The following is a 24,922-nucleotide window of genomic DNA, read 5'->3' as shown; positions in this document are numbered from 1 at the left end:
GGAATGGGGCGGGCGGAGAAGCAAACCGGCATTCTCGCGCGCAAGGTGGGGGTTCCGCACGGGCGCACTTGGCGCCAGCATCGCGCCCATGACAGAGATCACCCAGCTGCTGACGGCCCTGGCGTCCGGCGAAACCGAGGCGCGAGACCGCCTCTACACCCTGCTCTATCCCGAGCTCAAGCGCCTGGCAAGAAGTCATCTCGCCGGCCATGCGCCAATGACGCTGGAGCCGGCGGCACTCATCCATGAGGTGTGGCTGAAGAGTGCGGGCCGCGAAGCCGCCCAACACCGTGCGCAGTTCTTCGCCCATGCCAGCAAGGTCATGCGCAGCGTCATCATCGACCATGTGCGCGAGCGCCACGCCGACAAGCGCGGCGGCGGGCAGGCCGAGGTGACGCTGTCGACCGCCGCGCTGGAGCAGATTGCACCGCCCGACGTGCTCAAGCTCGACGACGTGCTGCAGATGCTGGAGCGCGCCGACGGCCGCGCCCACCAGGTCGTGGAGATGCGCTTCTTCGGCGGCCTGGAGCTGGAGGAGATCGCCGAGCTGCTGGGCGTTTCGGTGCCGACGATCAAGCGCGACTGGCGTAAAGCGCGGGCCTTCTTGTTCGACGCGTTGCAGGCGTGAACACGACCTATCAGGCTGGCGCGCTCGCCGCCTTCGATGAATGGCAGGACGCGACGCCGGCCGAGCGTGAAGCCTTGCTGGCCGAGTTGCCGTCGGCGCAACGGGAGCGGCTGGAGGCGCTCATCAACGCTGACCGCGCCGCAGAAGCCGGTGGCTTTCTGAAAGAGCCTGCCCATTTGCCGAACGCACCGGAACTGGCCGGCCAGGTGCTGGGCGCGTGGACCCTCGTCGCACCGCTGGGCAGCGGCGGCATGGGCGAGGTCTGGCGCGCACGGCGCAGCGATGGTGCCCACAGCGGCGAGGCGGCCATCAAGCTGCTGCACAGCCCGTGGCGCGGCGAGGGGAACCAGGCGCGCTTTCGCCGCGAGGGCGAGCTGCTGTCGCGGTTGACCCATCCACACATCGCCCGCCTGCTGGATATCGGCGAGGCCCTGGTCGGCGCGACGCGCACGCGCTACCTGGTGCTGGAGCTGGTGGAGGGCGAGCGCATCGACCGCTGGTGCGAGCTGCAAAACCTCCATTTGGAGGCGCGGCTGCAGCTCTTCCTGCAGGTCTGCGACGCGGTGGCCCATGCGCATGCGCGGCTGGTCGTGCACCGCGATCTCAAGCCAGGCAACATCCTTGTCACCGCGGACGGCGATGTGAAGCTGCTGGATTTCGGCGTCGCCAAGCTGCTCGCCGACGACGCGGGGGCAGAACTGACGGCGCAGCTGCCCGCCGGCCTGACGCCCGAGTACGCCGCGCCGGAGCAGTTGCGCGGCGAACCCGTCAGCACGGCCACCGACGTGTTCGCTCTGGGGCGGCTGCTGTGCCTGCTGCTGACCGGCCAGCGCGAGCCAGGGGCCACACTGCGCGGCGACCTTGCGCTCATCGTCGGCCGCGCGCTGAAGGAGCGCCCCGACGAGCGCTATGCCGGCGCCAGCGCCCTGGCCGACGACGTGCGCCGCCATCTCGAGCATCGCCCCGTCCTGGCGCGGCCCGACTCGCTGGCCTACCGAAGCGCCAAGTTCGCGCGCCGCTACCGGCTGCAGCTGCTCGCACTCAGCCTGGTGCTGGCCAGCCTGCTGGCCGGCATGGCCACCACCGCCTGGCAGTGGCGCGAGGCCGCACGCGAAGCCGAACGCACGCGGCGTGTGCAGAGCGTGCTGACCGAGCTGCTCGCCGGCCTCAGCCCCGATGCCTCCGGTAGCGCGACGGTGCCGATGCTCGAGCTGCTCAGGCGCAGCTGGGCCGAAGCCAAGCGACGGCTGGGCGATGACCCGGCCATGCTGGCCGAAGTGGCTCGGCCACTGGGCCTGCTGCTGAACCAATCCGGCGACATGCCGCTTGCGGCCGAAGCGCTGTCGCTCGCACACGCCCAGCTGCAGGGCCGCGGCGAGACGGGGCGCGACGTCGCCTTCGAGCTCGCCAATGCCCGCAGCCGCCTGGGCCAGACCGACGATGCGCGCGCGCTGCTGATGGGGTTGGTGCCTGCGGCGCCGGCGCAGGACGACGCGGTGGCGTTGTCCGCCCTCGCCCATCTCGGCGAGATGGCGACGGAGGCCGGCCGCCTCGACGATGCGCAGTCGCTGCTGGCGCGGGCCGAGCAAGGGGTTCGCGAGCGTTTCGGCACGCGCCACGAGCGCTATCGGCGCGTGGCCGATGCGATGTCCAGCCTCGCCCGGGCCCAGGGGCGTTGGGACGACGCGCGGCACTGGCTGCAAGCCCTCGTCGATGCCAGCGAAGGCGCGGGGCGGCTGATCGCCGCCCAGGCCCGGATGGCCGTCGCGACGATGGAGGTCGAACTGGGCCACCACGTCGCCGCCCTGCCCTTGCTGCGCGCCAGCGTGCAGGAGCTGCAGGAAGTGCTGGGGCCGGCTGACCTCAACACCGTCTCGACGCGCACCTGGCTGTCCACCGCGCTGTTCCACGCCGGCCGACCCGACGAGGCGGCGCGCGAAGCGGAGCTGGCGTTGGCGCAGGCCCGCAGCGGCGGCGAAGCCCAGGCGACCGCCGTCGTGGGGCTGGTGGCGGCACGCCAGCAATTGCGACGTGGCGAGCCGGCGGCCGCCGAAGAGCGGATGCGCCCCCTGCTGTCCACGCTGGAAGAGGCGGGCCACCCGGCGGCGGAGCGCGCGCGCGCACTGCTCGGCGAGGCGGCGCTACGTCAGGGGCGCACGGCCGAGGCCGTCGCGATGCTGACGCAGGCCGAGGCCGCCCAGCGCACGCGCCTGGGGTTGCAGGACACCGATCGCTGGCCGACGCTGGCGCTGCTGGGCCTGGCCCACGAAAGCGCTGGTCGCATCGAGCCGGCTCGCACCGCCTATCACGAAGCCCTGGCGCTGGCCGAGGCCGGCCTGCCGCCGGGCCATCCGGACCGCCTGCGGCTGAGGGCGCTCGTCGCGCTCGGAGAGGGCCGCGACGCGCGCGACGCGCTGGATGCCTACGCTGGTGCGCTGGCCGACCGTGCCGACGCCGCGGCCGTGCGCACCCGGTTTTCGCAATTGCTATCGTCCACATCCCACCCGGCGCCGCTGGGCTTGGCCCTGCTGGACTTCTGACGGAGGACTGCGATGAAACTTCTCGAATTGATACTGGCCACGGCCTGCCTGGGCGCCGCGCTCGCGGCGCACGCCGCTGATGCGGCACCGGCCACGGGCACCCCGGCGGCCAAGGCCGCCAGCTCACCGGCGGTGAAGGCTGCCACCCCGCCCGGCGGCGCTGCGCCCGTCGCCGGTGGCAGCGGTGGTGGCGCCGCAACCAATGGCAGCAATACCGGTACCCAGGTCAAACCCAAGCTGCCGAAGTGTCCCGACCCGGCCAACACCGCCTGCCCGGCGGTGAAGGCGCCAGTCAAGGCGGGCGGTTAACAAGCAGTGGGCCGATATGCCTGCCGCCTTGTACGGCAGGCCCGCGTCGCACAGGGCGCAGGCCCTGTGCTCGGTCGGGTCTCAGCCCTTGGTCACCACGAGGGTGACCTCGTACTTGCCGCCATCACCCACGATGGTCAGCGTCTTGCTCTTGGGGCCGGCCGCCACGTCTAGCAGGTTGGTGCTGAGCACGAACTCCTGGGTCGTGCCGACGCGGTCGTCGAAGTTGGGGAAGCCGGTGGGAATGCCGAGCGCGCCGTGGATGTCGGCCTTCAGCTTGCTCACGCGCTGAGCCCGCGTCATGCCGGCAGAGGCCGCCAGCGAGCTGACGACGGCGCCCTTGGTCAGTTCGCGCGCCGTGCCGGGCTTGCCATCGTCATGCTCCATCATCGACACGAGGATGACGGCATTGGCCGGGTTGGCGATGGCCTTGGCCTGGCCCGACGGGCCCCAGGCATTGCGGCGCCAGATGATGAAGGGCATGTCGCTCGGGTTGATGCCCGGCTGCAGCGGCTGGGTGCTGCGGGATTCGCCCTCGTCGACGTCGCCCCACGGGCCGTAGAGCGTGACTTCGGCGTTGGGCAGGATCGGGTTGGTCAGGTCGACGGCGGTGACGAGCACATAGGGCTCGTCCGAGCCGACCTCGTCGGTCTCGATCTTGCACTTGATGCTCTTCAGGGCGATGGTGACGGGCAATGCGGCCATGATGGTTCTCCGATAGAGGTGGGGCACGGCAACACGCCGGGCCTGTCATCAAGGACGCAAGTGCGCCCCGCCAGGGATCACAAGCGCGATGTGAAAACTACCGCCGGGATAGCCGCCGGGCCTGCTGACAACCGGTGACACGACCGGCGCCGACGATGGCTTCATTCACTACCTAGCGGAGACCGCCATGCAACCCGACTGCCTCATCCTCTACGTGCACAGCCCCGCCGAGAGCGTGCTCTTCTACCGCTCGCTGCTGGGCCGCGAACCCGTCGAGCAGAGCCCCAACTTCGCGATGTTCATGCTCAATGACAAGACCATGCTCGGCCTCTGGGCCGCGCATGACGTGCAGCCGGGCAGCGGCCAGCGCGGCGGCGGTGCCGAGATCGGCATCACGGTCGCCACCGACAACGAAGTCAACGCCGCCGTCGCCGCCTGGAAGGCCTCTGGCTGGCCGGTGCTGCAGGCGCCGACGGCACTGGATTTCGGCTACACGGCCGTGACGGCGGACCCGGACGGCCACCGGGTGCGGGTGTTCAGGCCGACGCAGGGCTGAAGCACCGCGGCGACTCCGCGTTCGTACTTCGGGCCCAGCGCCGGGCCGCCCCAAGCCGGCCCGCCTGAGCCCGCTCGCGGCTCGATGCCGTGAGCGGCCGCGTCCCCGCGGGGGACCGACTGGGCTTGCCCGCGTTCAGCGTGGCGAGACCGGACGAGGGGCGTTCACATCAGCGCGTGCGCCGCGGCTTGCTCTTGCCGCGCAGCTGGGCGCCGGCGCTGGCGTTGCCGTGCGTCGCCGGCTTGTCGGCAGCGGGCTTGGCGGGCTTGACCAAGCCAGTCGCTGCTGACACCGCCACGGTCTGGTACTCGGCGGCGTAATGCTTGCGCATGCGCACGATCTCGCGTGTGTACTTGCCGGCGAGTTGCTGCTTCTTCGTGTCTGACAGCAGGCGGCCGGCGACGTGGAAGAACTTCGATTCCTCCTCCTTCAGGTGGTGGCGCACCTTGAAACTGAGCTGCTTGGCGGTTGCGATCCAGCCGTCCTGTTGCTTGTCGCGCACGGACAGGTCTTCGAGCAGTTCGTCCACCTGGTGGTGCTCATGCAGCGCATGCCGCGAGGCATCAAGGCCTCCATCCTCCATCAGCAGCGGCACGTAGAGGAAGCGCTCTTCGGCCGCCGCGTGTGCCATCAGCTCGACCTTCAACTGCAGGAACAGCAACTGGCGCGCGGCCGTGTCGCCGCGCGACGCGGTGAGCTTGCGGCACAGATCGCGTTGCAGGTCGTGGCTTTCGCGGATGGCGTCGAAGATCATGCAGGGGCTCCCAGCGGCCACGAGTTGCGGCTGCGCCATTGTTGGTTGGCGAGGGGGCCGCGCCTGTCGGACGGAGCCGCTTCGGCTCAGGCAGCGGCGTAAAGCACGACCTTGCCGTGGCGGCGGTCCTCACGAGTGATGCCGAAGTTCTTCCACAGCATGTCGCCGGGAAAGATGTTGGCAGCCACCAGGTCCGTGATCGCGTTGCCGTACTCGACGACGACGCCCTCCAACTGCTCGGGCCTGCCGATCGACAGCCTCGGCAAGCAAGTCCGTGTCGGCGCTGCGGCAGGTCACGGCCGCCGAGGTGCAGGCAGGGTGGCGCAAGAAGTCCTTCGACTCCGATGCCCCGAACTGCGCCCCTGACCCGCACTCCGCCTGCCGGTCTGACCCTGTTGGGCAATATTCACAAATCGTTAGCCCTAAGCCCACAACTGCACTGAATCGGTAAAGTGGCATGACCACGCGCCTCAAGCACCCAATGTGGCATGACCAATCGCCTCACGTGCGCCCAATTGGGGCTATGGATCGCACGCTGCCCGCTGGCCGACCCTAGGGGCAATTCCGGAAAACGGAGAGATTCATCGAATATTCAGGCATTTAAGCGTTCCCAAAAGTGACTCGCCTCCCGCGCGTCGAATTTTGAGCTAGTGACCTTCCTTTAATTTTTATCAGGACCACCTTTGTGAAAATTTTTCGTAAAACTATCCAAAATTCTGCCGTCTCTGCGCTTGTACTGACGCTCATGATGGCATCTTCCACTGTTGCCCACGCTCAAGACCAAGGCTGTCTGGACGCGTGCGCCAGCCTCGCAAATTCAGTTAGGCAGGAGACCATAAATAGCATCATGGCACAGGCGTATAGCGTCTGTTCCCAATACGCCCAATACTCGGGTGCCGAAGCTGGTTGCCTCGCCAGTATGGCGAGTGCGGCTTCCCAAGCGGGTGAAACTGCCGCTAGTTCCGCTATGGCAGGTTGCACAAGCCATTGTTCAGGAGGGGGCGGTGGTGGAGGCGGTGGCGGTGGCGGGTCTTGCGGCTTTAATTCAATGTCGCTGCCCACGTTTGCCAACCAGACTGACAATTTGCCTCGGCCGGGTATGAGTCTGCCCGATACGGCTTCACAAAGACTTGATTCGCATGGCGCCTGGGCGACCATAACGAGTGCAAGCACCATTGCCGCCCGAGTAGAACGTCTCCTCTAAGGCGCATTACTAGTTTGGCTTGCCACTGTCCACCCATCGTCTCTGCACGCGGGTATGTGAGCCACCAGCCCTTTTCATGCAAGGGTATCGCTGGAAGCCGAATTCCAATGTCGATCTCGATAATTTCACTACCGGACTAGATCAATGTGGCAAATCAGTCAATTTAAAATGGCAATCCGAACTTTGGCGGCGCCCTTTATCTTATTTGCTGGCGTCAGCAACGTTTATGCAGCTGAAACCTCAACGCCGAAAATGAAGTGGCAAGGCGGGCAGCTGGCTGCCATCTGCGATGACCCAGAGGGCCTTTGCTTCACAGTCGAGATGCCAAAATACATCGGCAATGTGGAGGGCATTTACCCGGCACCGATTATCAAGGATGCGCGTGCCAGTTGGGTGGCGCGGTCGAAATATGAGATTTTTGTGTGCGCCGTTGTCGTCAACTCTCCGAGGGTCGCCTGCACCAAAATTAACTCCGAGCCATTCCCGGCCGCGTATGCTGACCTGCGCATGAAGTATTCCCTGTCGGGAAAAACTCGTATTGCCGTGGTGGGTAGAGGCGCCGCAGCCGCCGGGCATGCGTTACTGATCAACGCCGAGAATGAAATCAACCGGCAATATGTCCCTGCGGTGGTCAAACTGCAGGGCATGATCGAGGCGCTTACGCATGTTGACGCGCCATACACCGGACGCATGACTGTCTATGACCCGCGCACTCCTGGTGATCCACCCGAGGAGGGATGCAAATGGCAGATCAGCGGCTGGATGTGCCCGGCGCCGAAGCCGTATGACGACTGTATTCCGGCCGCCGGGGCCAAGTGGTTCTGCAAGATTGCCGGCGAAATACCAGAACCCGAGCTTGATGCCGCCGTCGAGTAGCCGGCAGAGGCTGAAGCCCCTGTGCTCCGCTAAACATTTCTCACCTGTTTGACCGCGCCGCTGTTCAGCTGAAGGCGGTGCGGCCGACATCATCACCAAGAGATGGATTGAACTATGTTTCAGAAAAGATCGTTAATCGCCGCGCTGTTGATGATGGCAGCCGCCTCCGTTATAGCGGCCGATGAGGCCTTAACCATCGATGATGGCGACCAAAGCATAGCAGCGTCGTTGCTCCCCGAATCGAAAAGAATGAGGCAGAGCCTAAAGCTTGACAAGCTGCGGGACAGCAAGCATCCCGATGGCGTTCTTGGATCTACATATTTTTCATTTCCGGAGGCACTTCCGGTATCGGGTGAAATGGATCCTACCCTGGAAGCGTTGCAACGCTTCGCTTGTCGTTATGCTGTATTTGGCATAGCCGAGCTTCAGAATTCAAAATCATTCATCGGGAAAGACGAGATTGGTATTTTTACGAAGCTGCATTTCAAACTTGTTGATAGTTGGAGCGTGCAGCCCGCGTCGAAAGTGCAATCCTTCGAGCTACTAGTTCAAGGTGGAGAGGTCCAATACAAGGGGGAAATCATTCGTCTAGGTAATCCCCAGGCAGCCTACGTGAAGGGTCGCCACTATCTGATGATCATGCACTCTGCTACCGACAAGAACAGGAGGATCTTTGCCGGTACTCCGTATCTTCTCGAGATTTCAAACGAGACTATCTATCCCGCCGCCCCTGGTTGGTCGCCGTTCGAGTCCGGCACGACTGTAACGCGTGCGAAGGCCATGGTTCAGGAGTCCCTGGAACAGGAGGGGTGCAAATGAGCGGCCAGACGCTTATTAAAAGCGCCATACTGATCGTGTCAGCGGGTTTCTCGATTGGCAGCGCTAGCGCGACCGAATGTGATGGCGTCGGTTTAAACGCAGGCGTACCTAAAATTAAGGCCAACGCTACGGTGGATATTGTCATTAAACCCAACACAAAAGATGCAAATGGAAATGACGTCGTGGGTGCCGATGTGAAGGATGCAGTCACCCGCGCTATCTCTTTGCTGACCGGCCAGGTCGCTGGCATAAACTTCCAGTTAGTAACGGAGTATGATATAGATCGTCCAAATATAAATATATCATTTCCGAATACAAAATCCCCAACCAATAACCGAACGGCAGTTATTGAGAGCAGTCCGCCAGTAAATGGATTTCTGGATTCTGCCGAAGTCAAAGTTTTCTTGGGCCAAGATGGATGTAGCAAAGAGGCAATTAGCCTCTGCTTCAACCCGCAAATGCCTGGATATAACGATGCGATGTATCGTTCAGTGGTTCACGAGTTGCTGCATGCGTTGGGGGCAAGTGATTCGAAAACGGGCAGTTTGAACATTATGTCTGATTTTCAGGGTGTCAATAGTTCTGGAAATCAGGCTTGGGGAGTCGGTTGCATCGTTGACAAATTGCCAGGCCTGCGCGGCGATCCCCTCCCACTCCCCCCTAGGCCGCCCGTTTGTTTAAGGTAATGGAAGGGTTCCTCCGCAACGTTTTCACCACGTTTTTCAATCGCCTCAAAGGATAAACATGTTTCGGAATTTTCTAGCGCTACTTCTGGCTGCATGCCTTGCCCCGCCATTGGCTTTTGCTCAATCTGCCGGCGCGCCGTGCGATTTCGTGGACCAAGAGGTACTCAAAGCGCTCCAACTCAACCAACACTCAATGAAGTTGGTCAGTTCGAAAGAAGTCGGTACGAGCGGCGCACCACGAAGGAACGTGGACGTCTGCACCTTTACCCCGCCAAAAAACGCACATTCACCATCCCTGTCCGTGTCGATTGCAGCGATGCCATCGGGTGTCCAGGCGCTCCAACCTACTTGCTCCGAAAAGTCGGCCGGCGAATGGAATTTCGCGACGTGCAATGCGAGTGTCGGCAATTCGTTGGTGACATACGTTTTGATGGGCAAGCGTGAAGATAGCGATTCGGCAAGAAAGGCGTTTCCCATTCAAATCGAACGGCTGCTAAAGCGACGTGCCCGCCTCAATTCCCAAGGCTCCCCTGGCAACTGACCTCTACCCACAATCGCACTCGCTGCTCCAGGACAATGAGTGCGCCGGCCAAGCCGGCGGACCGGCGTAATCAATACAGTATGAATGTGTAGAAGTGAAAACAATGGAATGCCGCGCCCTATTCCTATTGGCGAGCCTTGCTTTCGTCGCCGCTTGTAGCAGCGGAAGCGCCATTGCCGCCAGCACCGTACCGACGCCCACTCTGCATCCGGCCACGACGCCGGCACCGGCGCAGAATGTGGGAATTTTTCCCAGCTACAACCTGAATCCTATCGCCGCCGATGATATCGGCATGACTAGCACCGCGGTCCAGATTGCCAGCCGTATAAGGTTGGGCTGGAACCTCGGCAATTCCCTGGAATCTCTAGGCGGCGAAACGGGTTGGTTCAACCCGAAGGTCAGCCCAGAACTGATCCGCCTGGTGCGCGCCAGCGGCTTCGATGCGGTCCGCATTCCGGTGTCCTGGAACCAACACGCGAATCAGAAGACGGCGAAAATCGACGCGGCCTGGTTGGATCGTGTCAAGCAGGTCGTCAAGTATTGCGTGGATAACAACCTCTATGTGATCGTCAATACTCACTGGGACGGCGGTTGGCTGGAACGTAATGTCACGGCCGACAAGCAGGCAGCCACCAACGCGAAACAACGCGCGCTATGGGAGCAGATTGCCACGCATCTGCGCGACTTCGACGAACACCTCCTATTTGCCAGCGCCAACGAGCCGAATGTAAGCACGGAAGAGCAGGTGGATGTCCTGAATTCCTATCATCAGACGTTTATCGATGCGGTGCGCGCGACCGGCGGCAAGAACAGCCACCGCGTACTGGTCGTGCAAGGGCCAGCTGCGGATGTCGAAAAATCAGTGAACTGGTGGACGCTTCCGAAGGATACCGTCGGCAATAAGCTCATGGCCGAGATGCACTTCTATACGCCCTATAACTTCGTCTTGATGACGCGCGATGAAGCCTGGGGTAAGCCAGCCTATTACTGGGGGAGCAATTTCCGCTCAAGCACCGACTCCGAGCACAATTCCCTCTGGGGCGAGGAGGCCGCCGTTAACGAGCTGTTTACCCGGGTTAAACAGAAATTTATATATAACGAAATTCCGGTGATCCTGGGTGAATATACGGCCATTCGGCGCCGCAACCTGACCGGCGAGTCGCTAAAATTGCATCAAGCATCGCGCAAGTATTACCTGAAGTATGTTACCCAGCGGGCATTGGAAAATGGATTGGTCCCGTTTTACTGGGATGACGGTTCAGGCGTCTTTGACCGGAGCAACAATACTGTCCGCGACCAAACCGAGCTCGACGCCCTATTAACTGGCGCAGGCAAGCGCTAAGGAAGGGCTGCATAAGCCCCTCGCAAGCCTGCTGCTTGCAGGACTGATCGGCTGCGACGATGGCGGACACAGCATCCACGCAATAGCTAGCGGCAGCGGGGCGTCATTCGGACCCAGGTAGTTTTGGCGTGGGTGTTGCCAAGCGCTGCGCTTATGACGTTCGCACGGCCTCGTGCGGTCCGCGCCAATTGGTCTCGGCGGGTGTGCCGGTCACGAAACAACCTCTGCCTCTCGGACTGTCGCGCTCGGTCATAGGGAAATGCATCGTGCACGTGCCCCGACAGGAGTAGCTCGGCAGAGGCTGCCCCCCCCTGTGATCCGCCAAACACTTCTCAGCTCTTCGACCACGCCCCTGTCCCAGCTGAGGGCAGTGCAGTTGACATTGTCACCAAGAGATGGATTGAACCATGTCCAAGAGAAGATTGTTAATCGCCGTACTGTTGCTGGCGACGGGCGCCTCAGTTAATGCATCCGATTCGGATTTGACTATTGACGACAGGGATCGAGAAAATGCAGTGAAATTTTATGGCGGGGATCCAGATCTTAAACTGAGCAATCACCAAAGCAGGCATCCCGACGGCGCGCGAGGATTTACTTACTCCCACCCTCCGGAGCCTATGATGTACCACGGGCTAGAAACTCTGCGTCATTACGCGTGCAGTTATGCCATATTTGGCGTGGCCGATCTCCAGGGTGCCAAATCGTTCGTTGGAAAGAATGAGATTGGGATTCTCACCAAGTTGCGCTTCAAGATTGTCGATAACTGGAAGGCGGGTTCAATCCCGAAGGACCAATTCTTCGACCTGATCATTCCAGGCGGGGAGGTGATGCACAAGGGGGAGATGTTCCGTCTAGGCGATCCTCTTACCAGTTACGTCAAGGGCCGTCGATACCTGATGATCATTCAAGGCGATACGGAGAACGCCGAGAAAAACTATTTTGTCGAGCTTCCACGTCTGCTTGAGGTTTCAAATGGAATCATCCGAGCACCGTATAGCGCGACGCCATTTGATGGAATGAGTCTAAGCAGGGTTAAAGCATCGGCTCAAGAAGCCTTGGAACAGAAGGGGTGCGAATGAAAAAGCCTGCAAAGTGGCTTTCTAGTCACCGCACGAAGCTCAGTCGTTAGCAGCGTCGTTCAGGCTTAAGCCCTGTGATCCGCTAAACACTCTCATCTGTTCGATCGCACCCCTGCTCATCTGAAGGCGCTGCAGTCGACATCATCACCAAAAGATGGTTCGAACTATGTTCCAAAGAAGATCGTTAATCGCCGTGCTGTTGACGATGGCTGCCACCTCAGTGATAGCAGCCGATGAGCCGTTAACCGTTGATTACAATGACCAAGATATAACAGCACCGTTGCTCCCCAGATCCAGGAAACTGAAACTGGACAGGTTCTTCCAGGGCAGGCATCCCGATGGCGTTCGCGGGACTACCTATTCGTCAGTTCCAGAGCCGCCTGTGCTGCCAGGTGAAATACAGGACCCCGTCCAAGAAGCGTTGCATTCATACGCTTGCCGCTATGCCGTATTTGGCGTAGCTGAGCTTCAAAATTCCAGATCTTTCATCGGAAAAGATGAGATCGGCATTTTCACGAAGCTGCGTTTCAAGCTTGTTGATAGCTGGAGCGTGCAGCCTGGGTCGAAGGTGCAATCCTTCGACCTTCTCGTCGAAGGTGGGGAGGTCGAATACAGGGGAGAAATCATTCGTCTCGGCAATCCTCAGGCAGCCTATGTCAAGGGGCGCCACTATCTGATGATCATGCACTCTGCGAATGACAAGAACAAGAAGATCTTTGTGGGAACTCCGTATCTGCTAGAGATTTCAAATGGGACCATCTATCCCGCACCTGGTTGGTCGCCGTTCAAGCCCGGCACGACTCTGACTCGGGCAAAGGCCATGGTCCAGGAATCCCTGGAACAGAAAGGGTGCGAATGAAGAGAGCGACTATTTGCTCAGCGGTTCCATGAAAATGAATTTAATTGCAATACTGGTTCTAGCCACGAGTTCCGCACTTGCGGCTGCGGATGCAGTCTGGGACGAAAGCGAGTTGGCCTGGGCCTCCAACTACTTCGGCATTCGCGTCTTCAAGAGGCAGAACCTTCACGAAGCCGACAAGTTTCCGGATGGAGTGCGCGGGCGCTCGATGGCCCTGGTGGCGCACCCGATCAGGTCCGGCGAAAAGCGCAATTCGTTCAAAAACCTGGATGAGCAATATCTGCACGATGACGTCTGCGGTGTCGACGGAGTTGTCGTCGCGAAAGCGGGAATCCCTGTTTCCGCCCTGACGGCGGACAAGGCCGACATCATTACCAAAACCCCGTTCACCATCACTAGAAAACTGAAAGGGAATGCATCGTTCGATCCGGAAAAAGCCGTCAACGTTCTACGCCAGGGAGGCGAAGTTTTTGATCAGGGTGAATTGCTCCGGGTCTGGAATACGCACGGCACTAGCTTCGACGACGGCAGAACCTATTTGCTCATGCTTCGGCGAATCGCCATCAGCGATCGCTTCGCGGACTACGTCAGCCAGGGAGAAAGCCTGGAGGTGCGCGGCGGAAAACTACACGCAGCCAAGGGCAAGTGGTATCACATCAACCCCGGCGATGATTCCCAAGCCGGGCTCGATAGTATCGAGAGAATCCTGTCCGCGGAGGCCTGCCCCAATGGAAACGGAGCAGTCAAATGACAGGGCTGTTCTACGCGCCGCCTCGTGCGGGCCGCGCCAATGGGTCTCCGCGGGTGTGCCGGTCACGAAACAAACTTGTGCCGCGCGAACTGTCGCGCTTGGTCATAGGGAAACACATCATGCACATGCCCTGCCAGGATGCGGGCCTTGTGGCCCTGCCAGAAGCCGGCGTCCAGCAGGTCCGCGTGATGCCGCATGAAAGCCTCGCGCACTTTCGGATTGCCGAGCAGGAAGGGCGCGAAAGTCTCGGGGAAGACGTCGCGCGGCGCGACGCTGTACCAGACATCGCCTGACATCTCTTCCTCCTCGTTGCGCGGCTCGGGCACGCGGCGGAAGTTGCAGTCGGTCAGGTACTCGATCTCGTCGTAGTCGTAGAACACGACCTTGCCGTGGCGGGTCACACCGAAGTTCTTCCATAGCATGTCGCCCGGGAAGATGTTTGCCGCCACCAGGTCCTTGATGGCGTTGCCATACTCGATGACGACGCGCTCCACCTGTTCGGGCGTGGCGTCCTGCAGGTAGATGTTGAGCGGCACCATGCGGCGCTCGATATAGAGGTGGCGGATGACGAGGTCGTCGCCGTTCTCTTCAATGAGGCTCCCGCAGAAGTGCTTCAACTCATCGAGGAGCTCTTCCTCGAAGCGATGCCGCGGGAAGGCCACCCGCGTGTACTCCAGCGTGTCGGCCATGCGGCCCACGCGATCGTGGCTCTTCACCAGCAGGTATTTGCTCTGGATCAGCTCGCGCGTGGTGTCCTTCTGCGGTGGGTAGAAGTCCTTGATGACCTTGAAGACGAAGGGCCAGCTCGGCAGGTCGAACACCAGCATGACCATGCCCTTGATGCCAGGCGCGATGCGGAACTTGTCCGATGAATGGCGCAGGTGGTACAGGAAGTCGCGGTAGAAAAGGTTCTTGCCCTGCTTCTGCAGGCCCAGCGCCGAATAGATCTCGGAGCGGGGTTTCCTCGGCATCATGGAGCGCAGGAACTGCACGTACGCACTCGGCACCTCCATGTCGACGAGGAAGTAAGCGCGGGCGAAGCTGAACAGGATCAGCAGATCGTCTTCGCCGAACAGCGCCGCGTCGATGAAGAAGCGCCCGCTGTCGTCGTCACGCAGGATGGGCAGGGCAAACGGCGTCTCGGTAAAACCGTTGATGATCTTGCCAACGACATAGGCGCCCTTGTTCCGGTAGAACAGGCTGGACAGCACCTGCAGCTGGAAGTTAGCGCGCCAGCGGAACTCGCCGAGGCGCCGCGCGACGGCGGCCAGCACCCGGTCGACGTCGGCATCGAGGTGGGCGAACTCGCCGTCCAGCTGGAAGTTGGTGATGACGCGCTGGAGGGTTTCGCGCAGCTTGTCCGGCGCCGGATAGTAGGCGCGGTAGGTCGGGGTCGCTCCGGGCTCGTCGTTCTCGATGTACTCGGTCGAGATGGCCGGACGCACGAAGATGAAGTCGTTGTGGAAATAGGCGTGGTGCAGGATGCGCGTGCACACCGAGTTGAAGAAGGTCTCGGCCAGTTCGGGCTGGTGGTGGTTGGTCAGCAGGCCGATGTAGTGCAGCTTGACCTGCTGCCAGACGTCCATCCGCAGCGTTGACGCGGCAAAGCGCTGCTCGAGCAGCTCGGTGGCCTCCGCGACGCGGGCGTCGTAGAACTCAATGCGCAGCGCCTGGGCGCGCTGCTGGCCGGCCCAGTCGCCGCGCTCGAAACGGGCCTTGGCCTCGGCGGACGTCGCGCGGAAGAGCTTGTAGTGGCGATCGAAACCACCCAGCAGGGCCTGGGCGATGTCGAAGGCGCGCGAGTCCGTGAGCTGGGTCGGGAACATGCCCCGACTCTATTCAGGCCACTGTGGCGTAGCGCGCCTTGACGCGTTCCAGCGCGCGGCGGTAGGACGGCTCCACATCCTCGGCCCTGGTGGCCGTGAGCTGCAGGTCCTCCAGCAGGCCGTTGTGCAGGCCGTAAACCCAGCCATGCACGACGATCTCCTGGCCGCGCTGCCAGGCGTCCTGCACCACCGTCGTCTGGCAGGCATTGCGCGCCTGCTCCAGCACATTCAGCTCGCACAGCGCATCGACGCGCTTGGCCTCGGGCAGGCTGTCCAGCCAAGCCAGGTGGTCGTTGCGCACGTCCTGCACGTGGCGGATCCAGTTGTCGGCCAGACCGGTGCGGATGTCGTAGAGCGCCGCGCGCACGCCGCCGCAATTGCTGTGGCCGACGACGATGATGTGGCGCACCTTGAGCTGGTCCACCGCGAACTGCATGACGGACAGGCAGTTCAGGTCCGAGTGCACGACGACGTTGGCGACGTTGCGATGCACGAACAGTTCGCCCGGCAGCAAGTCCACCAGCTCATTGGCCGGCACGCGGCTGTCGGCGCAGCCTATCCAAAGGTATTGCGGCGTTTGCTGCTTGAGCAGGCTGGAGAAGAAGCCCGGCTCGCGGGCCTCGGTGTCGGCGGCCCAGCGCTTGTTGTTGTCGAGCAGGTCCTGCAGTTCGTGGTTGGTCGCGGTCGTCATGCGGTCATTGTCGCGGGCTGGCGTTTCACATGGTTTCGGCAAACAGCTCCCGGCCGATCAGCATGCGGCGGATCTCACTGGTGCCCGCGCCGATTTCGTAGAGCTTCGCGTCACGCCAGAGGCGGCCCAGCGGGTACTCGTTGATGTAGCCGTTGCCGCCGAAGATCTGCACGCCTTCGCCGGCCATCCAGGTGGCCTTCTCGGCGGTCCACAGGATCACCGAGGCGCAGTCCTTGCGCACCTGGCGCACATGCTCGGCGCCCAGCATGTCGAGGTTCTTGGCCACGGTGTAGGCAAAGCTGCGTGCGGCCTGCAGCACGGTGTACATATCAGCCACCTTGCCTTGGATGAGCTGGAACTCGCCGATGCTCTGGCCGAACTGCTTGCGGTCGTGGATATAGGGCACGACGTTGTCCATGACGCTCTGCATGATGCCCAGCGGCCCGCCAGTCAGCACGGCGCGCTCGTAGTCCAGGCCCGACATCAGCACCTTGGCGCCGCCGTTGACCGCGCCCAGCACGTTCTCGGCCGGCACCTCGACGTCCTGGAACACCAGCTCGCCGGTGTGCGAGCCGCGCATGCCGAGCTTGTCGAGCTTCTGTGCGATGGAAAAGCCCTTCATGCCCTTCTCGATCAGGAAGGCCGTCACGCCGCGCGCGCCCAGTTCCGGTTCAGTCTTGGCGTAGACCACCAGCGTGTCGGCGTCGGGGCCATTGGTGATCCACATCTTGTTGCCGTTGAGGACGTAGAAGCCGCCCTTGTCCTCGGCCTTGAGCTTCATGCTCAGCACGTCCGAACCGGCGCCCGGCTCGCTCATCGCCAGCGCGCCGACATGCTCGCCGCTGATCAGCTTGGGCAGGTACTTCCGGCGCTGGGCGTCGTTGCCGTTGCGCTTGATCTGGTTCACGCACAGATTGCTGTGCGCGCCATAGCTCAGGCCCACCGAGGCGCTGGCGCGGCTGATCTCTTCCATCGCCACCATATGGGCCAGATAGCCCATGTTGGCGCCGCCGTACTCCTCGGGCACGGTGATGCCCAGCACGCCCAGGTCACCCATCTTGCGCCACAGGTCCACGGGGAACTGGTCGCTGCGGTCGATCTCGGCCGCGCGCGGGGCGATCTCCTCGTCGGCGAAGGCGCGCACCGCGTCACGCAGCGCGTCGATGTCTTCGCCGAGTTGGAAGTTCAGGCCGGGCAGATTCATGGGGAGTCTCCTGTCAGCCCGGCTTCAAGGCGGCCGAGCCCTCTTGATTGACGTAAACGTCAACTGTAGCAAGCGAGCCTATCAGGCTGATTGGGGCAGCAGCTTGCGCACCAGCGGGTGGCTGATCTTCTTGTCGGTGCCCACGGCGTAGAACTGCTCGGCCAGCCCGTCGGCCAGGCCGACGTTGACGACGCCGTAGCGGCCAGTGAGTGCGTCGTTCACTGCCGTTGCGGCCGGGAACACGCCCAGGCCCTCGCTGCCGAAGGTGGCCAGCAGGGCGCTGTCCTCGAACTCGCCCGTCACGCGCACACGCAGACCGTGCTCGGTCAGCCACTGGTCCAGGCGCGGGCGCAGCGCGGCGTGGGAGGTCGGCAGCAGCAGCGGCACGTCGGCCAGCGACGCGGGGAAGTCGCGCGCCGCCGCCTCGGCCCAGCGCGGGTGGGCGTACCAGGCAACGGGCGAACTGCCCAGCGAATGGCTGTAGACGCGCAGGTTGGGGTTGGGCGGCGCCGGGCGGTCGGCCAGCACGACGTCCAGGCGATGCAGGGCGAGGTCGCCGAGCAGGTCATCGAATTCATCTTCGTGGCAGAGCAGGCGCAGCTGCGGTGTGTCGAGGATGGGCGCGAGCAGGCGGTGCGCGACGAGCTTGGGCAGGCCGTCCGAGATGCCGACGGCCAGGCGCACCGTCGGCACGTCCACCGCCTCGCGCACGCGCTCGGGCAGGGTCTGGCCCAGCGAAAAAATCTGGTCGGCCACGTCCAGCGCCGCGCGCCCCGCCTCGGTCAGCGTCAGGCCCCGGCCAGCCGGCTTGAGCAGCGCCGCACCCAGGGCCTGCTCCAGCTCACGCACCTGGGTCGAGACGGTCTGCACCGACAGCCCCAGCTTCTCGGCCGCCCGCGTCAACCCGCCCTCCTTGGCAACGGCCCAGAAATAGTAGAGATGGCGGTAGCTGTAGCTCAGACTCATGGCAAATCAGCAAGTTATCCCGAAGCAATGCTTCGCGATTCTCTGCTTTTATTTGGTGTCTTGCCTACGTACCCTGCCCGTGTTCTTTCAAACCGGAGGTCTGCCATGCAAACCCGTCCCATCGCCATTGCCATGCCCCACGGCGGCGCCCTCGACCGCGGCACCGCCCATCGGGTGCTGCGCAACACGTATGCGCTGCTGTCGATGACGCTGTTGTTCAGCGCCGCTGTCGCTGCTGCGGCCGTGGCCTTCAGCCTGCCGGCGCCCGGCATCATCCTGACGCTGGTTGCGTATTTCGGCCTGCTGTTCGGCATCCACAAGCTGAAGAACCGCGGCGCCGCCGTCGGCCTCGTCTTCGCGCTGACCGGCTTCATGGGCTGGACACTCGGCCCGCTGTTGACACGCACCCTGGCGCTGCCCGGCGGCGCGCAGACCGTCATGCTGGCGCTCGGCGCGACCGGCGCCGTGTTCCTGGCGCTGTCGGCCTATGCCACGACCACCAAGCGTGATCTGTCATGGATGGGCGGCTTCCTGTTCGCCGGCATGGTCGTTGCGGTGCTGGCAGGCCTGGCGGCGATCTTCTTCCAGATTCCGGCCCTGGCGCTGACCGTCTCCGCCGTCGTGGCCCTGCTGTCGGCCGGCCTGATCCTGTTCGAGACCAAGCAGATCGTCGACGGCGGCGAGACCAACTACGTGCTCGCCACCGTCAGCCTCTTCGTGTCCATCTTCAATCTGTTCACGAGCCTGCTGCACCTGTTCGGCTTCGCCGGCTCGGACGACTGAACCTCCCCGCGCTCGCGGGATCACGCGGGCGCGGGAAAGGCGACGACCGCATTAGCATCCCCGCCACAAAAAAGTGGGCGGGGAGGCCTCAGTGATCGTCGGCATTGATCTTGGAACCACGAACAGCCTGGTCGCCGTCTGGCGCGATGGTCAGGCGCAACTCATCAAGAACGGCCTGGGCGAAGTCCTGACGCCGTCCTGCATCAGCCTGGACGCGGACGGCACCGTGCTGGTGGGCCGCGCGGCCGTGGAGCGGCTGCAGACCCACCCTGAGCTCTCCGCCGCACTGTTCAAGCGCCACATGGGCAGCAGCCGGCTGACGCGCCTGGGCAAGCGCGAGTTCCGGCCTGAGGAGCTGTCGGCACTGATCCTGAAGGCGCTCAAGGCCGACGCCGAGGCCTTCCTCGGCGAGCCGGTCACCGAAGCCATCATCACGGTGCCGGCCTACTTCTCCGACGCGCAGCGCAAGGCCACGCGAGCGGCCGGGCAGATCGCCGGCCTCAAGGTTGAGCGGCTGCTGAACGAGCCCACCGCCGCCGCACTGGCCTATGGCCTGCACCAGCGTGAGGCGGAGTCGCGCTTTCTCGTCTTCGACCTCGGCGGTGGCACCTTCGACGTATCCGTGTTGGAGTTGTTCGACGGCGTCATGGAGGTGCGGGCCTCGGCGGGCGACAACTTCCTGGGCGGCGAGGACTTCGTCAACGGCCTCATCGACGCCTTCTTCGAACGGCTGCAGCTGACCGCAGGGCTGCGCAAGGACGAGACCTTCATGGCCCGGCTGCGCGCGCAGACCGAGGCCGCCAAACGCCTGCTCAGCCTGCAGGCCTCGGCCACCATCCAGGTGCGCCATGGTGACGCCGAGCACGCGTTGACGATCGACGAGGCCCTGCTGGAGCAGACCTGCGCGCCGCTGTTCAAGCGCCTTCGCCTGCCCGTGGAGCGTGCCCTGCGTGATGCCGGCTTGCGCAGCAGCGACCTGGACAGCATCGTGCTGGCCGGCGGCGCCACCCGCATGCCACTGGTGCGCCGTCTCGTCACGATGATGTTCGGCCGCTTCCCGTCGACCGAACTCGATCCCGACCAGGTCGTCGCGCTGGGCGCGGCCGTGCAGGCTGGGCTCAAGGCCAGGGACGCAGCGCTGAACGAGATCGTCATGACGGACGTGGCGCCGTATTCGCTGGGCGTCGAGGTTGGCATCTGGCTGGACCAACGCTCCGTCTCGCAGGGGCATTTCGATCCCATCATCGAACGCAACAGCACGGTACCGATCAGCCGCGTCAAGCGCTACATCCCGCAGGCCCTGGGCCAGTCCCAACTCGACCTGCAGATCTACCAGGGCGAGTCGCGCATGGTGCGCGACAACATCCACCTTGGCAGCCTGAGCGTGGAGCTGCCCAATGCGGCGGTGCAGGACTGCGCCGTCGACGTGCGCTTCACCTACGACGTGAATGGCCTGCTGCAGATCGATGCGACGGTGCTGAAGACGCAAGAGACCAGCGGCCTGTTGATTCAAGGCAACCCGGGCCTGCTCAGCGAAGGCCAGATCGCCGAGCTGCTGCGCGCCATGGCCGAGCTGAAGATCCATCCACGCGACCAGCTCGAGAACCGCACGGTGCTGGCCCGCGCCGAGCGACTCTACGAGCAGCTGCGCGGCATGGAGCGCGAGCACCTCGGCCTTCAAGTCCTGGGGTTCGAGCGCATGCTGGCTGGCCAGGACGACCGCGTCATCGCGCCTGGCAGGCGCGCGCTGAGCCAGCTGCTGGATGCGCTGGAGCGGCATAGCGCACTGGACCGGGAGCCGACATGAACGCCCCGGTCGACGCCGGCCTCGCTGCGGCGTTGGCCACGTTGGGACTGCGGCCTGACGCTGATGCGCGCAGCGTGCGCCGCGCCTATGCCCAGCAGGTCAAGCAGATCGACCAGGCGACCCAGCTGAACGCCTTCCAGGAACTGCGCGAGGCTTATGAACTGGCCTTGCGCGGCATCGCGCGACAGGAAGCCCAGGCCAGCGACGCCGCCCCCACCCCGGAAGTCGAGCCTTCGCAGCCATCGTCGAACACGGCGAGCGCCGGCTTCGCACCGCCAGACAGCGCCGAACTGGCCCGAGCCATGTTCCTGGGCTTTGCCGTTCGTGCCGACGCGGGCTTCAAGGACGAGGCCGAGGCCACCGCCGCCTTGCAGGGCGCACTCGCCGACGACCGGCTGCTCAACCTGGAAGCTCGCACGCTGTTCGAACTGCAGGTCGCCCATCGCATCATGAACGGCTGGCAGCCCGGTCATGAGTTCCTATTCGGCCCGGCCTGCGAGGTCTTCCATTGGGAGAGCGACCGCAGCCACCTGCGCGTCTTTGGGCAACTCGGCGCAGCGCTGGACGCGGCGATCAACGAGAAGCTGATTTTCTTTGACCAGCCTATTGGCAACTTGGATCGACTCGACCGCGTCATCAAGCGCTTGCGCCGCGATGAACTCCCGTCATCGACGCTACTGCGAGAAGACTTGCACTTTGTGCAACTTCTCGTCCAGCGCTACCCCAACTGGCTGCGCCTTGTCACTTCGCAGTCCAACATCAACACTTGGTTCTCCAAACTGCCTCCTGAAGAGCCTGCGGCCCCGGTCCTGTCCACGTCGCCGGCCGAGCCGCTGACCACGCTGGATCGCGGCTGGAAGCCAAAGCCTGCACTGACACCCTGGCTCATCGGGCTCTTCGTCGTGTTCATGCTGGCCAAGTTGCTCGGCGGCGGCTCGACGCCCGGCTACCGACCGCCGCCCGGCCTGGGTCGCCCGCAGAGCACCATGCCCAGCGGCCCGCCCACGAACCCGTGGCCGGACTCGGCCCTGGACCCGTCTAAGGGATCGCAGTTCGGATCCGGCACGACCATCCCGGCGCCGCTGTACCGGGACCTTCCCCCGCTTTCCCAGGCACCATCGCCTCAGCCCCAGGCCGCCGGTGCCCAATTCGCCTTCCTGGGCAACGTCACCTTCAACCGGACCAGCGACCAGATCACGGTGGACGAGGTGGACAAGGGCAGCGCGCGAGGCCGATCGACCTTGCAGCCTGGGGACCGGGTGGTAGGCTGCGCGACGATCGACAAACGCGTGCCGTTCACCTTTGCACTTGAATCCGCCGCATGCGGCACTGCCAAGAGCGTGGACCCGAAAACGGGTATCGTTACCTACGTCTTCCACGTGATGCGCCGCGGCCATAGCACCACCGCGGCACTGGTGATGCCGCCGCCGCAAGGGCTGGCGCGCACGGCCGCCAACGCAGCCGCTGTCGAAGAGGCTCTGAGAGCGGCGGCCATGCTACCCATGCCGCCCCCGGCACCACCCCCGGTGTCGCGCCCGAGCACGGAGGCCAACGTCCAGCTGGGCCATGTCACTTTCAGGCGCCAGGACTCCGCCGTCGTCGTGGCCCACGTCGGCGAGCGGACAAGCAACAGCTTCGGCACGCTGCAGCCGGGCGACATGGTCCTTGGTTGCATGGCCGGCAGCTACCAACTGCCCTTGACGTACCCCGGCGAGGTCAGGCACTGCGTCGTCAGCAACCCGCCCTTGCAAGACGCCCTCACCACGCCCTACATGTTCCGCATCCTGCGCAACGGGCAAAGTCAAGCAGCGTCACTGACGCTGCGCTCGCCGGGGAGTGAGCCGGCTCCCTCTCCGGATTCCTCTCGCAAGTTCAGCGCCAAGGACTGAAGCGGCCGCTCAGCCGCGCCTGAGCAGCCAGGCGTACAGCGCCACACCCACGCCCGCGAAGACCAGCAAGCCCAGCACCTGGCCCGCCGTCGCGAAGCTCTCCCCCACCAGCGCCAGCGGCGCGCCGTTGCCGGAGAACACGACGATGGCGGCGAGGATGACGCCCAGCAGACTCTCGCCGACGATCAGGCCGGAGGCCAGCAGCACGCCGAGCTGGCGGGTGGCTGCGGGGTCGCGCTTGTAAGAGGCGCGACGGTCGAACCACCAGCCGGCGACGGCGCCAACGACAATCATCAGCGTGCTGTTCATGGGCAGATAGATGCCCAGGCCGACAGCCAGCGGCGCCAGGTGGGCCTTGCCGCCCGAGACGCGCTTCATGACCTCGTCGACAACGATGCAGGCCACGCCGATCAAGGCGCCGATGCTGATGAGGTTCCAGTTCAGGTCGCCCTGGATGACGCCCTTGGCCAGTGCCGAGATCAGCGCGGCCTGCGGTGCGGCCAGTGCCTTCTTCGGATCGACACCCGGCGCGCCGGCGAAGCCGTAGGCCTGGTTCAACAGGTCCAGCACCGGCGGGATGACGACCGCGCCGGCGACGACGCCGATGATCAGCGCGACCTGCTGGCGCCAGGGCGTGGCGTCCACCAGCTGGCCGGTCTTAAGGTCCTGCAGGTTGTCGTTGGAGATGGTCGCCACCGCAAACACCACCGCCGTGACGAACAGCGCAAAGGCCACCAGCGCCTGGCCGGTGGAGGCCGGCAGCATGGGCTTGACGACCAGCGCCAGCAGCAGCGACACGCCGATGACCACGAGGATGCCGACGCCCGACAGCGGGCTGTTGGACGAACCGATCAGGCCGGCCATGTAGCCGCACACCGCCGCGACGAAGAAGCTCATCAGCACGACGTAGACGACGCCGCCGACAACCAGCAGGCCGAGCTGGTCGCCGAGGCCCGCCGACGTGGCGAAGCTCGACAGCATGAAGCCGATGGGCAGCATGCAGGCCAGCGTGATCAGGCCAACGGTGCCGATGGGGATGTCCTGCTCGGTGCGCGGCAGGGTGTCGGCCTTGCCGGCCTTGCGCACGCGCGCCGACATGGCGGCCGAATGCAGGCCGGCGACGACCGGCTTGGCCAGCTTGACCAGCGTCCAGATCGCCGCGACGGCAATGCAGCCGGCGCCGATGAAGCGCACCTTCTTGCTCCAGGCGAACAGAGCGACCGCTTCCGCGGCACCGTCGACACCCGAGGTCAGGTAGGGCACGCCGCCCAGCCAGGCGATGCAGGCGCCGACCAGGATGGCGATGCCTACCCACAAGCCGACGAGATGGCCCACGGCCAGCAGCGCGAAGCTGAAGTTCAGGTCATACCCCGTCGTGCCACTCTTCTCGCCGCCCGGCAGGCGGAAGTACTGCGCCAGGTTGGCCGCGAACAGCTGGGTGGCCACAACGATGCTGAAGCCGGCCGACACCACGGCGCCGGCCACGATGGCCGCCAGGCCCTGGCGGTTGGCTTCGCCGCTGTCGGCGGCATGGCCGACCTTGAGCACCTCGGCACAGGCCACCCCTTCCGGATAGGGCAGCGGTGAATTCGTCACCAGCGCCCGGCGCAGCGGGATGGAGTACATGACGCCCAGCACGCCGCCGAGGGCGCACAGCGTCGTCGACATCCAGTACGGAAAGCCCGTCCACCAGCCGATCATGACCAGGCCCGGCAGCACGAAGATGATGGAGGACAGCGTGCCGGCCGACGAGGCAATCGTCTGCACGATGTTGGTCTCGCCGATGGAATTGCCCGCCGCGCGGCGCAGCAGGGCCATCGAGATGACGGCGGCCGGGATGGAGGTCGCGAAGGTCAGGCCGGCCTTCAAGCCGAAATAGACGTTGGCGGCCGTGAAGACCAGGGTGATCAGGATGCCCAGCACGATGCCGCGCAAGGTCAGTTCTGTGCCCAGTTTGAGGGTGGCAGGCGATGAGGTGCTCATTGCGACGAGGGGTGAAACGCCGGGTCTGGCGAGGTGCGCATCATCGTGGCAGCCTGCATGCCCGGCCGATCCGGATAACCCTAGACCGACGCTCAATTGACGTTAACGTCAATTGGCGACCTAG

General features: G+C 63.8%; 22 protein-coding genes and 1 pseudogene. 14 read left to right on the top strand and 9 right to left on the bottom strand.

Annotation, left to right across the window (positions count from 1 at the left end; genetic code table 11):
- Nucleotides 1-88: 88 nt before the first annotated feature.
- Genes ASC95_RS13890 through ASC95_RS13880 form a run of 3 tightly spaced genes read left to right on the top strand, consistent with a single transcriptional unit; the run spans nucleotide 89 to nucleotide 3,477 of the window.
- On the top strand, nucleotides 89-628 hold the full coding sequence (locus ASC95_RS13890; RefSeq protein ID WP_056204908.1) for an ECF-type sigma factor: 540 nt from the start codon (nucleotides 89-91) through the stop codon (nucleotides 626-628).
- A complete protein-coding gene (locus tag ASC95_RS13885; protein WP_057298254.1) occupies nucleotides 625-3,168 on the top strand; it encodes a protein kinase in 2,544 nt (847 codons plus the stop codon). The genes ASC95_RS13890 and ASC95_RS13885 overlap by 4 nt, the downstream gene beginning before the upstream one ends.
- Nucleotides 3,169-3,180: 12 nt before the next feature.
- The gene (locus tag ASC95_RS13880) at nucleotides 3,181-3,477 is read left to right on the top strand and encodes a histone (protein ID WP_157256301.1); all 297 of its coding nucleotides are present in this window, start codon (nucleotides 3,181-3,183) and stop codon (nucleotides 3,475-3,477) included.
- A gap of 81 nt (nucleotides 3,478-3,558) precedes the next feature.
- Here the strand turns inward: ASC95_RS13880 and ASC95_RS13875 are convergent, their stop codons facing one another.
- On the bottom strand, nucleotides 3,559-4,182 hold the full coding sequence (locus tag ASC95_RS13875; RefSeq protein ID WP_056204918.1) for a hypothetical protein: 624 nt from the start codon (nucleotides 4,180-4,182) through the stop codon (nucleotides 3,559-3,561).
- 187 nt (nucleotides 4,183-4,369) lie between these two features.
- Between ASC95_RS13875 and ASC95_RS13870 the strand changes: the two genes are divergently transcribed.
- Nucleotides 4,370-4,738 (top strand): VOC family protein, encoded by a 369-nt coding sequence (locus ASC95_RS13870; RefSeq protein ID WP_057298252.1) that lies wholly within the window; start codon nucleotides 4,370-4,372, stop codon nucleotides 4,736-4,738.
- Nucleotides 4,739-4,907: 169 nt separating this feature from the next.
- Here ASC95_RS13870 and ASC95_RS13865 read toward each other — a convergent pair whose 3' ends face one another.
- Both ASC95_RS13865 and ASC95_RS29975 read right to left on the bottom strand, forming a co-directional pair.
- Nucleotides 4,908-5,492: a hemerythrin domain-containing protein gene (locus ASC95_RS13865; protein WP_082567799.1), complete on the bottom strand. Its 585-nt coding sequence runs from the start codon at nucleotides 5,490-5,492 to the stop codon at nucleotides 4,908-4,910.
- A 98-nt stretch (nucleotides 5,493-5,590) separates the two neighbouring features.
- Nucleotides 5,591-5,728: pseudogene (locus tag ASC95_RS29975) on the bottom strand (isocitrate dehydrogenase kinase/phosphatase-domain containing protein); the annotation flags it as partial.
- A 1,112-nt stretch (nucleotides 5,729-6,840) separates the two neighbouring features.
- On the opposite strand from ASC95_RS29975, the gene ASC95_RS13860 reads away from it, so the two are divergent.
- From ASC95_RS13860 to ASC95_RS30665, 3 genes are all read left to right on the top strand, one after another.
- A complete protein-coding gene (locus ASC95_RS13860) occupies nucleotides 6,841-7,572 on the top strand; it encodes a hypothetical protein (protein WP_157256299.1) in 732 nt (243 codons plus the stop codon).
- 114 nt (nucleotides 7,573-7,686) lie between these two features.
- Entirely contained in the window at nucleotides 7,687-8,391 is a 705-nt protein-coding gene (locus ASC95_RS13855; RefSeq protein WP_057298250.1) for a hypothetical protein, read from the top strand.
- Entirely contained in the window at nucleotides 8,388-9,077 is a 690-nt protein-coding gene (locus tag ASC95_RS30665) for a hypothetical protein (protein WP_157256297.1), read from the top strand. Before ASC95_RS13855 ends, ASC95_RS30665 begins: the two co-directional genes overlap by 4 nt.
- A gap of 120 nt (nucleotides 9,078-9,197) precedes the next feature.
- Here ASC95_RS30665 and ASC95_RS30660 read toward each other — a convergent pair whose 3' ends face one another.
- On the bottom strand, nucleotides 9,198-9,554 hold the full coding sequence (locus tag ASC95_RS30660; RefSeq protein WP_157256295.1) for a hypothetical protein: 357 nt from the start codon (nucleotides 9,552-9,554) through the stop codon (nucleotides 9,198-9,200).
- 167 nt (nucleotides 9,555-9,721) lie between these two features.
- Between ASC95_RS30660 and ASC95_RS13850 the strand changes: the two genes are divergently transcribed.
- From ASC95_RS13850 to ASC95_RS13835, 4 genes are all read left to right on the top strand, one after another.
- Entirely contained in the window at nucleotides 9,722-10,960 is a 1,239-nt protein-coding gene (locus ASC95_RS13850; protein WP_235537923.1) for a glycoside hydrolase family 5 protein, read from the top strand.
- A gap of 407 nt (nucleotides 10,961-11,367) precedes the next feature.
- A complete protein-coding gene (locus ASC95_RS13845) occupies nucleotides 11,368-12,039 on the top strand; it encodes a hypothetical protein (protein ID WP_157256293.1) in 672 nt (223 codons plus the stop codon).
- 193 nt (nucleotides 12,040-12,232) lie between these two features.
- Nucleotides 12,233-12,898 carry a hypothetical protein gene (locus tag ASC95_RS13840; RefSeq protein ID WP_157256291.1) on the top strand — a complete coding sequence of 222 codons (666 nt, stop codon included), beginning with the start codon at nucleotides 12,233-12,235 and terminating at the stop codon, nucleotides 12,896-12,898.
- 28 nt (nucleotides 12,899-12,926) lie between these two features.
- Nucleotides 12,927-13,649 (top strand): hypothetical protein, encoded by a 723-nt coding sequence (locus ASC95_RS13835; RefSeq protein ID WP_157256289.1) that lies wholly within the window; start codon nucleotides 12,927-12,929, stop codon nucleotides 13,647-13,649.
- Between the two features lie 62 nt (nucleotides 13,650-13,711).
- Here ASC95_RS13835 and aceK read toward each other — a convergent pair whose 3' ends face one another.
- The 4 genes from aceK to ASC95_RS13815 all read right to left on the bottom strand — a co-directional run bounded on the left by aceK (nucleotide 13,712) and on the right by ASC95_RS13815 (nucleotide 18,336).
- Complete coding sequence (gene aceK / locus ASC95_RS13830) at nucleotides 13,712-15,475, bottom strand: bifunctional isocitrate dehydrogenase kinase/phosphatase (protein ID WP_057298246.1); 1,764 nt, start codon at nucleotides 15,473-15,475, stop codon at nucleotides 13,712-13,714.
- Nucleotides 15,476-15,488: 13 nt separating this feature from the next.
- Nucleotides 15,489-16,166 carry a carbonate dehydratase gene (gene can, locus ASC95_RS13825; RefSeq protein WP_057298245.1) on the bottom strand — a complete coding sequence of 226 codons (678 nt, stop codon included), beginning with the start codon at nucleotides 16,164-16,166 and terminating at the stop codon, nucleotides 15,489-15,491.
- Between the two features lie 25 nt (nucleotides 16,167-16,191).
- A complete protein-coding gene (locus ASC95_RS13820) occupies nucleotides 16,192-17,370 on the bottom strand; it encodes an isovaleryl-CoA dehydrogenase (protein ID WP_057298244.1) in 1,179 nt (392 codons plus the stop codon).
- Nucleotides 17,371-17,451: 81 nt separating this feature from the next.
- A complete protein-coding gene (locus ASC95_RS13815; protein WP_057298243.1) occupies nucleotides 17,452-18,336 on the bottom strand; it encodes a LysR family transcriptional regulator in 885 nt (294 codons plus the stop codon).
- Between the two features lie 105 nt (nucleotides 18,337-18,441).
- Between ASC95_RS13815 and ASC95_RS13810 the strand changes: the two genes are divergently transcribed.
- From ASC95_RS13810 to ASC95_RS13800, 3 genes are all read left to right on the top strand, one after another.
- Nucleotides 18,442-19,119, top strand: a complete 678-nt coding sequence (locus tag ASC95_RS13810) for a Bax inhibitor-1/YccA family protein (RefSeq protein ID WP_057298242.1) — start codon at nucleotides 18,442-18,444, stop codon at nucleotides 19,117-19,119.
- Between the two features lie 91 nt (nucleotides 19,120-19,210).
- Nucleotides 19,211-20,926: a molecular chaperone HscC gene (locus ASC95_RS13805; RefSeq protein WP_057298241.1), complete on the top strand. Its 1,716-nt coding sequence runs from the start codon at nucleotides 19,211-19,213 to the stop codon at nucleotides 20,924-20,926.
- Nucleotides 20,923-22,815 (top strand): hypothetical protein, encoded by a 1,893-nt coding sequence (locus ASC95_RS13800; RefSeq protein WP_057298240.1) that lies wholly within the window; start codon nucleotides 20,923-20,925, stop codon nucleotides 22,813-22,815. The genes ASC95_RS13805 and ASC95_RS13800 overlap by 4 nt, the downstream gene beginning before the upstream one ends.
- A 9-nt stretch (nucleotides 22,816-22,824) precedes the next feature.
- Here ASC95_RS13800 and ASC95_RS13795 read toward each other — a convergent pair whose 3' ends face one another.
- A complete protein-coding gene (locus ASC95_RS13795) occupies nucleotides 22,825-24,798 on the bottom strand; it encodes an OPT family oligopeptide transporter (protein ID WP_057298239.1) in 1,974 nt (657 codons plus the stop codon).
- Nucleotides 24,799-24,922: the final 124 nt, after the last annotated feature.

The sequence above is a fragment of the Pelomonas sp. Root1217 genome (assembly GCF_001425705.1).
Classification (GTDB): domain Bacteria; phylum Pseudomonadota; class Gammaproteobacteria; order Burkholderiales; family Burkholderiaceae_C; genus Pelomonas.
The sequence above is the reverse complement of the archived record's forward strand: the minus strand, read 5'-3'. Positions and strand labels throughout refer to the sequence as shown.

Coding starts and splice junctions, on each gene's coding strand:
- ASC95_RS13815 (WP_057298243.1), bottom strand. CDS start 18,336: ATGAGTCTGAGCTACAGCTACCGCCATCTCTACTATTTCTGGGCCGTT.
- ASC95_RS13835 (WP_157256289.1), top strand. CDS start 12,927: ATGAAAATGAATTTAATTGCAATACTGGTTCTAGCCACGAGTTCCGCA.
- ASC95_RS13865 (WP_082567799.1), bottom strand. CDS start 5,492: ATGATCTTCGACGCCATCCGCGAAAGCCACGACCTGCAACGCGATCTG.
- ASC95_RS13855 (WP_057298250.1), top strand. CDS start 7,687: ATGTTTCAGAAAAGATCGTTAATCGCCGCGCTGTTGATGATGGCAGCC.
- ASC95_RS13880 (WP_157256301.1), top strand. CDS start 3,181: ATGAAACTTCTCGAATTGATACTGGCCACGGCCTGCCTGGGCGCCGCG.
- ASC95_RS13860 (WP_157256299.1), top strand. CDS start 6,841: ATGTGGCAAATCAGTCAATTTAAAATGGCAATCCGAACTTTGGCGGCG.
- ASC95_RS30660 (WP_157256295.1), bottom strand. CDS start 9,554: ATGGGAAACGCCTTTCTTGCCGAATCGCTATCTTCACGCTTGCCCATC.
- aceK (WP_057298246.1), bottom strand. CDS start 15,475: ATGTTCCCGACCCAGCTCACGGACTCGCGCGCCTTCGACATCGCCCAG.
- ASC95_RS13800 (WP_057298240.1), top strand. CDS start 20,923: ATGAACGCCCCGGTCGACGCCGGCCTCGCTGCGGCGTTGGCCACGTTG.
- ASC95_RS13870 (WP_057298252.1), top strand. CDS start 4,370: ATGCAACCCGACTGCCTCATCCTCTACGTGCACAGCCCCGCCGAGAGC.
- ASC95_RS13875 (WP_056204918.1), bottom strand. CDS start 4,182: ATGGCCGCATTGCCCGTCACCATCGCCCTGAAGAGCATCAAGTGCAAG.
- ASC95_RS13890 (WP_056204908.1), top strand. CDS start 89: ATGACAGAGATCACCCAGCTGCTGACGGCCCTGGCGTCCGGCGAAACC.
- ASC95_RS13845 (WP_157256293.1), top strand. CDS start 11,368: ATGTCCAAGAGAAGATTGTTAATCGCCGTACTGTTGCTGGCGACGGGC.
- ASC95_RS13820 (WP_057298244.1), bottom strand. CDS start 17,370: ATGAATCTGCCCGGCCTGAACTTCCAACTCGGCGAAGACATCGACGCG.
- ASC95_RS30665 (WP_157256297.1), top strand. CDS start 8,388: ATGAGCGGCCAGACGCTTATTAAAAGCGCCATACTGATCGTGTCAGCG.
- ASC95_RS13810 (WP_057298242.1), top strand. CDS start 18,442: ATGCAAACCCGTCCCATCGCCATTGCCATGCCCCACGGCGGCGCCCTC.
- ASC95_RS13850 (WP_235537923.1), top strand. CDS start 9,722: ATGGAATGCCGCGCCCTATTCCTATTGGCGAGCCTTGCTTTCGTCGCC.
- can (WP_057298245.1), bottom strand. CDS start 16,166: ATGACGACCGCGACCAACCACGAACTGCAGGACCTGCTCGACAACAAC.
- ASC95_RS13795 (WP_057298239.1), bottom strand. CDS start 24,798: ATGAGCACCTCATCGCCTGCCACCCTCAAACTGGGCACAGAACTGACC.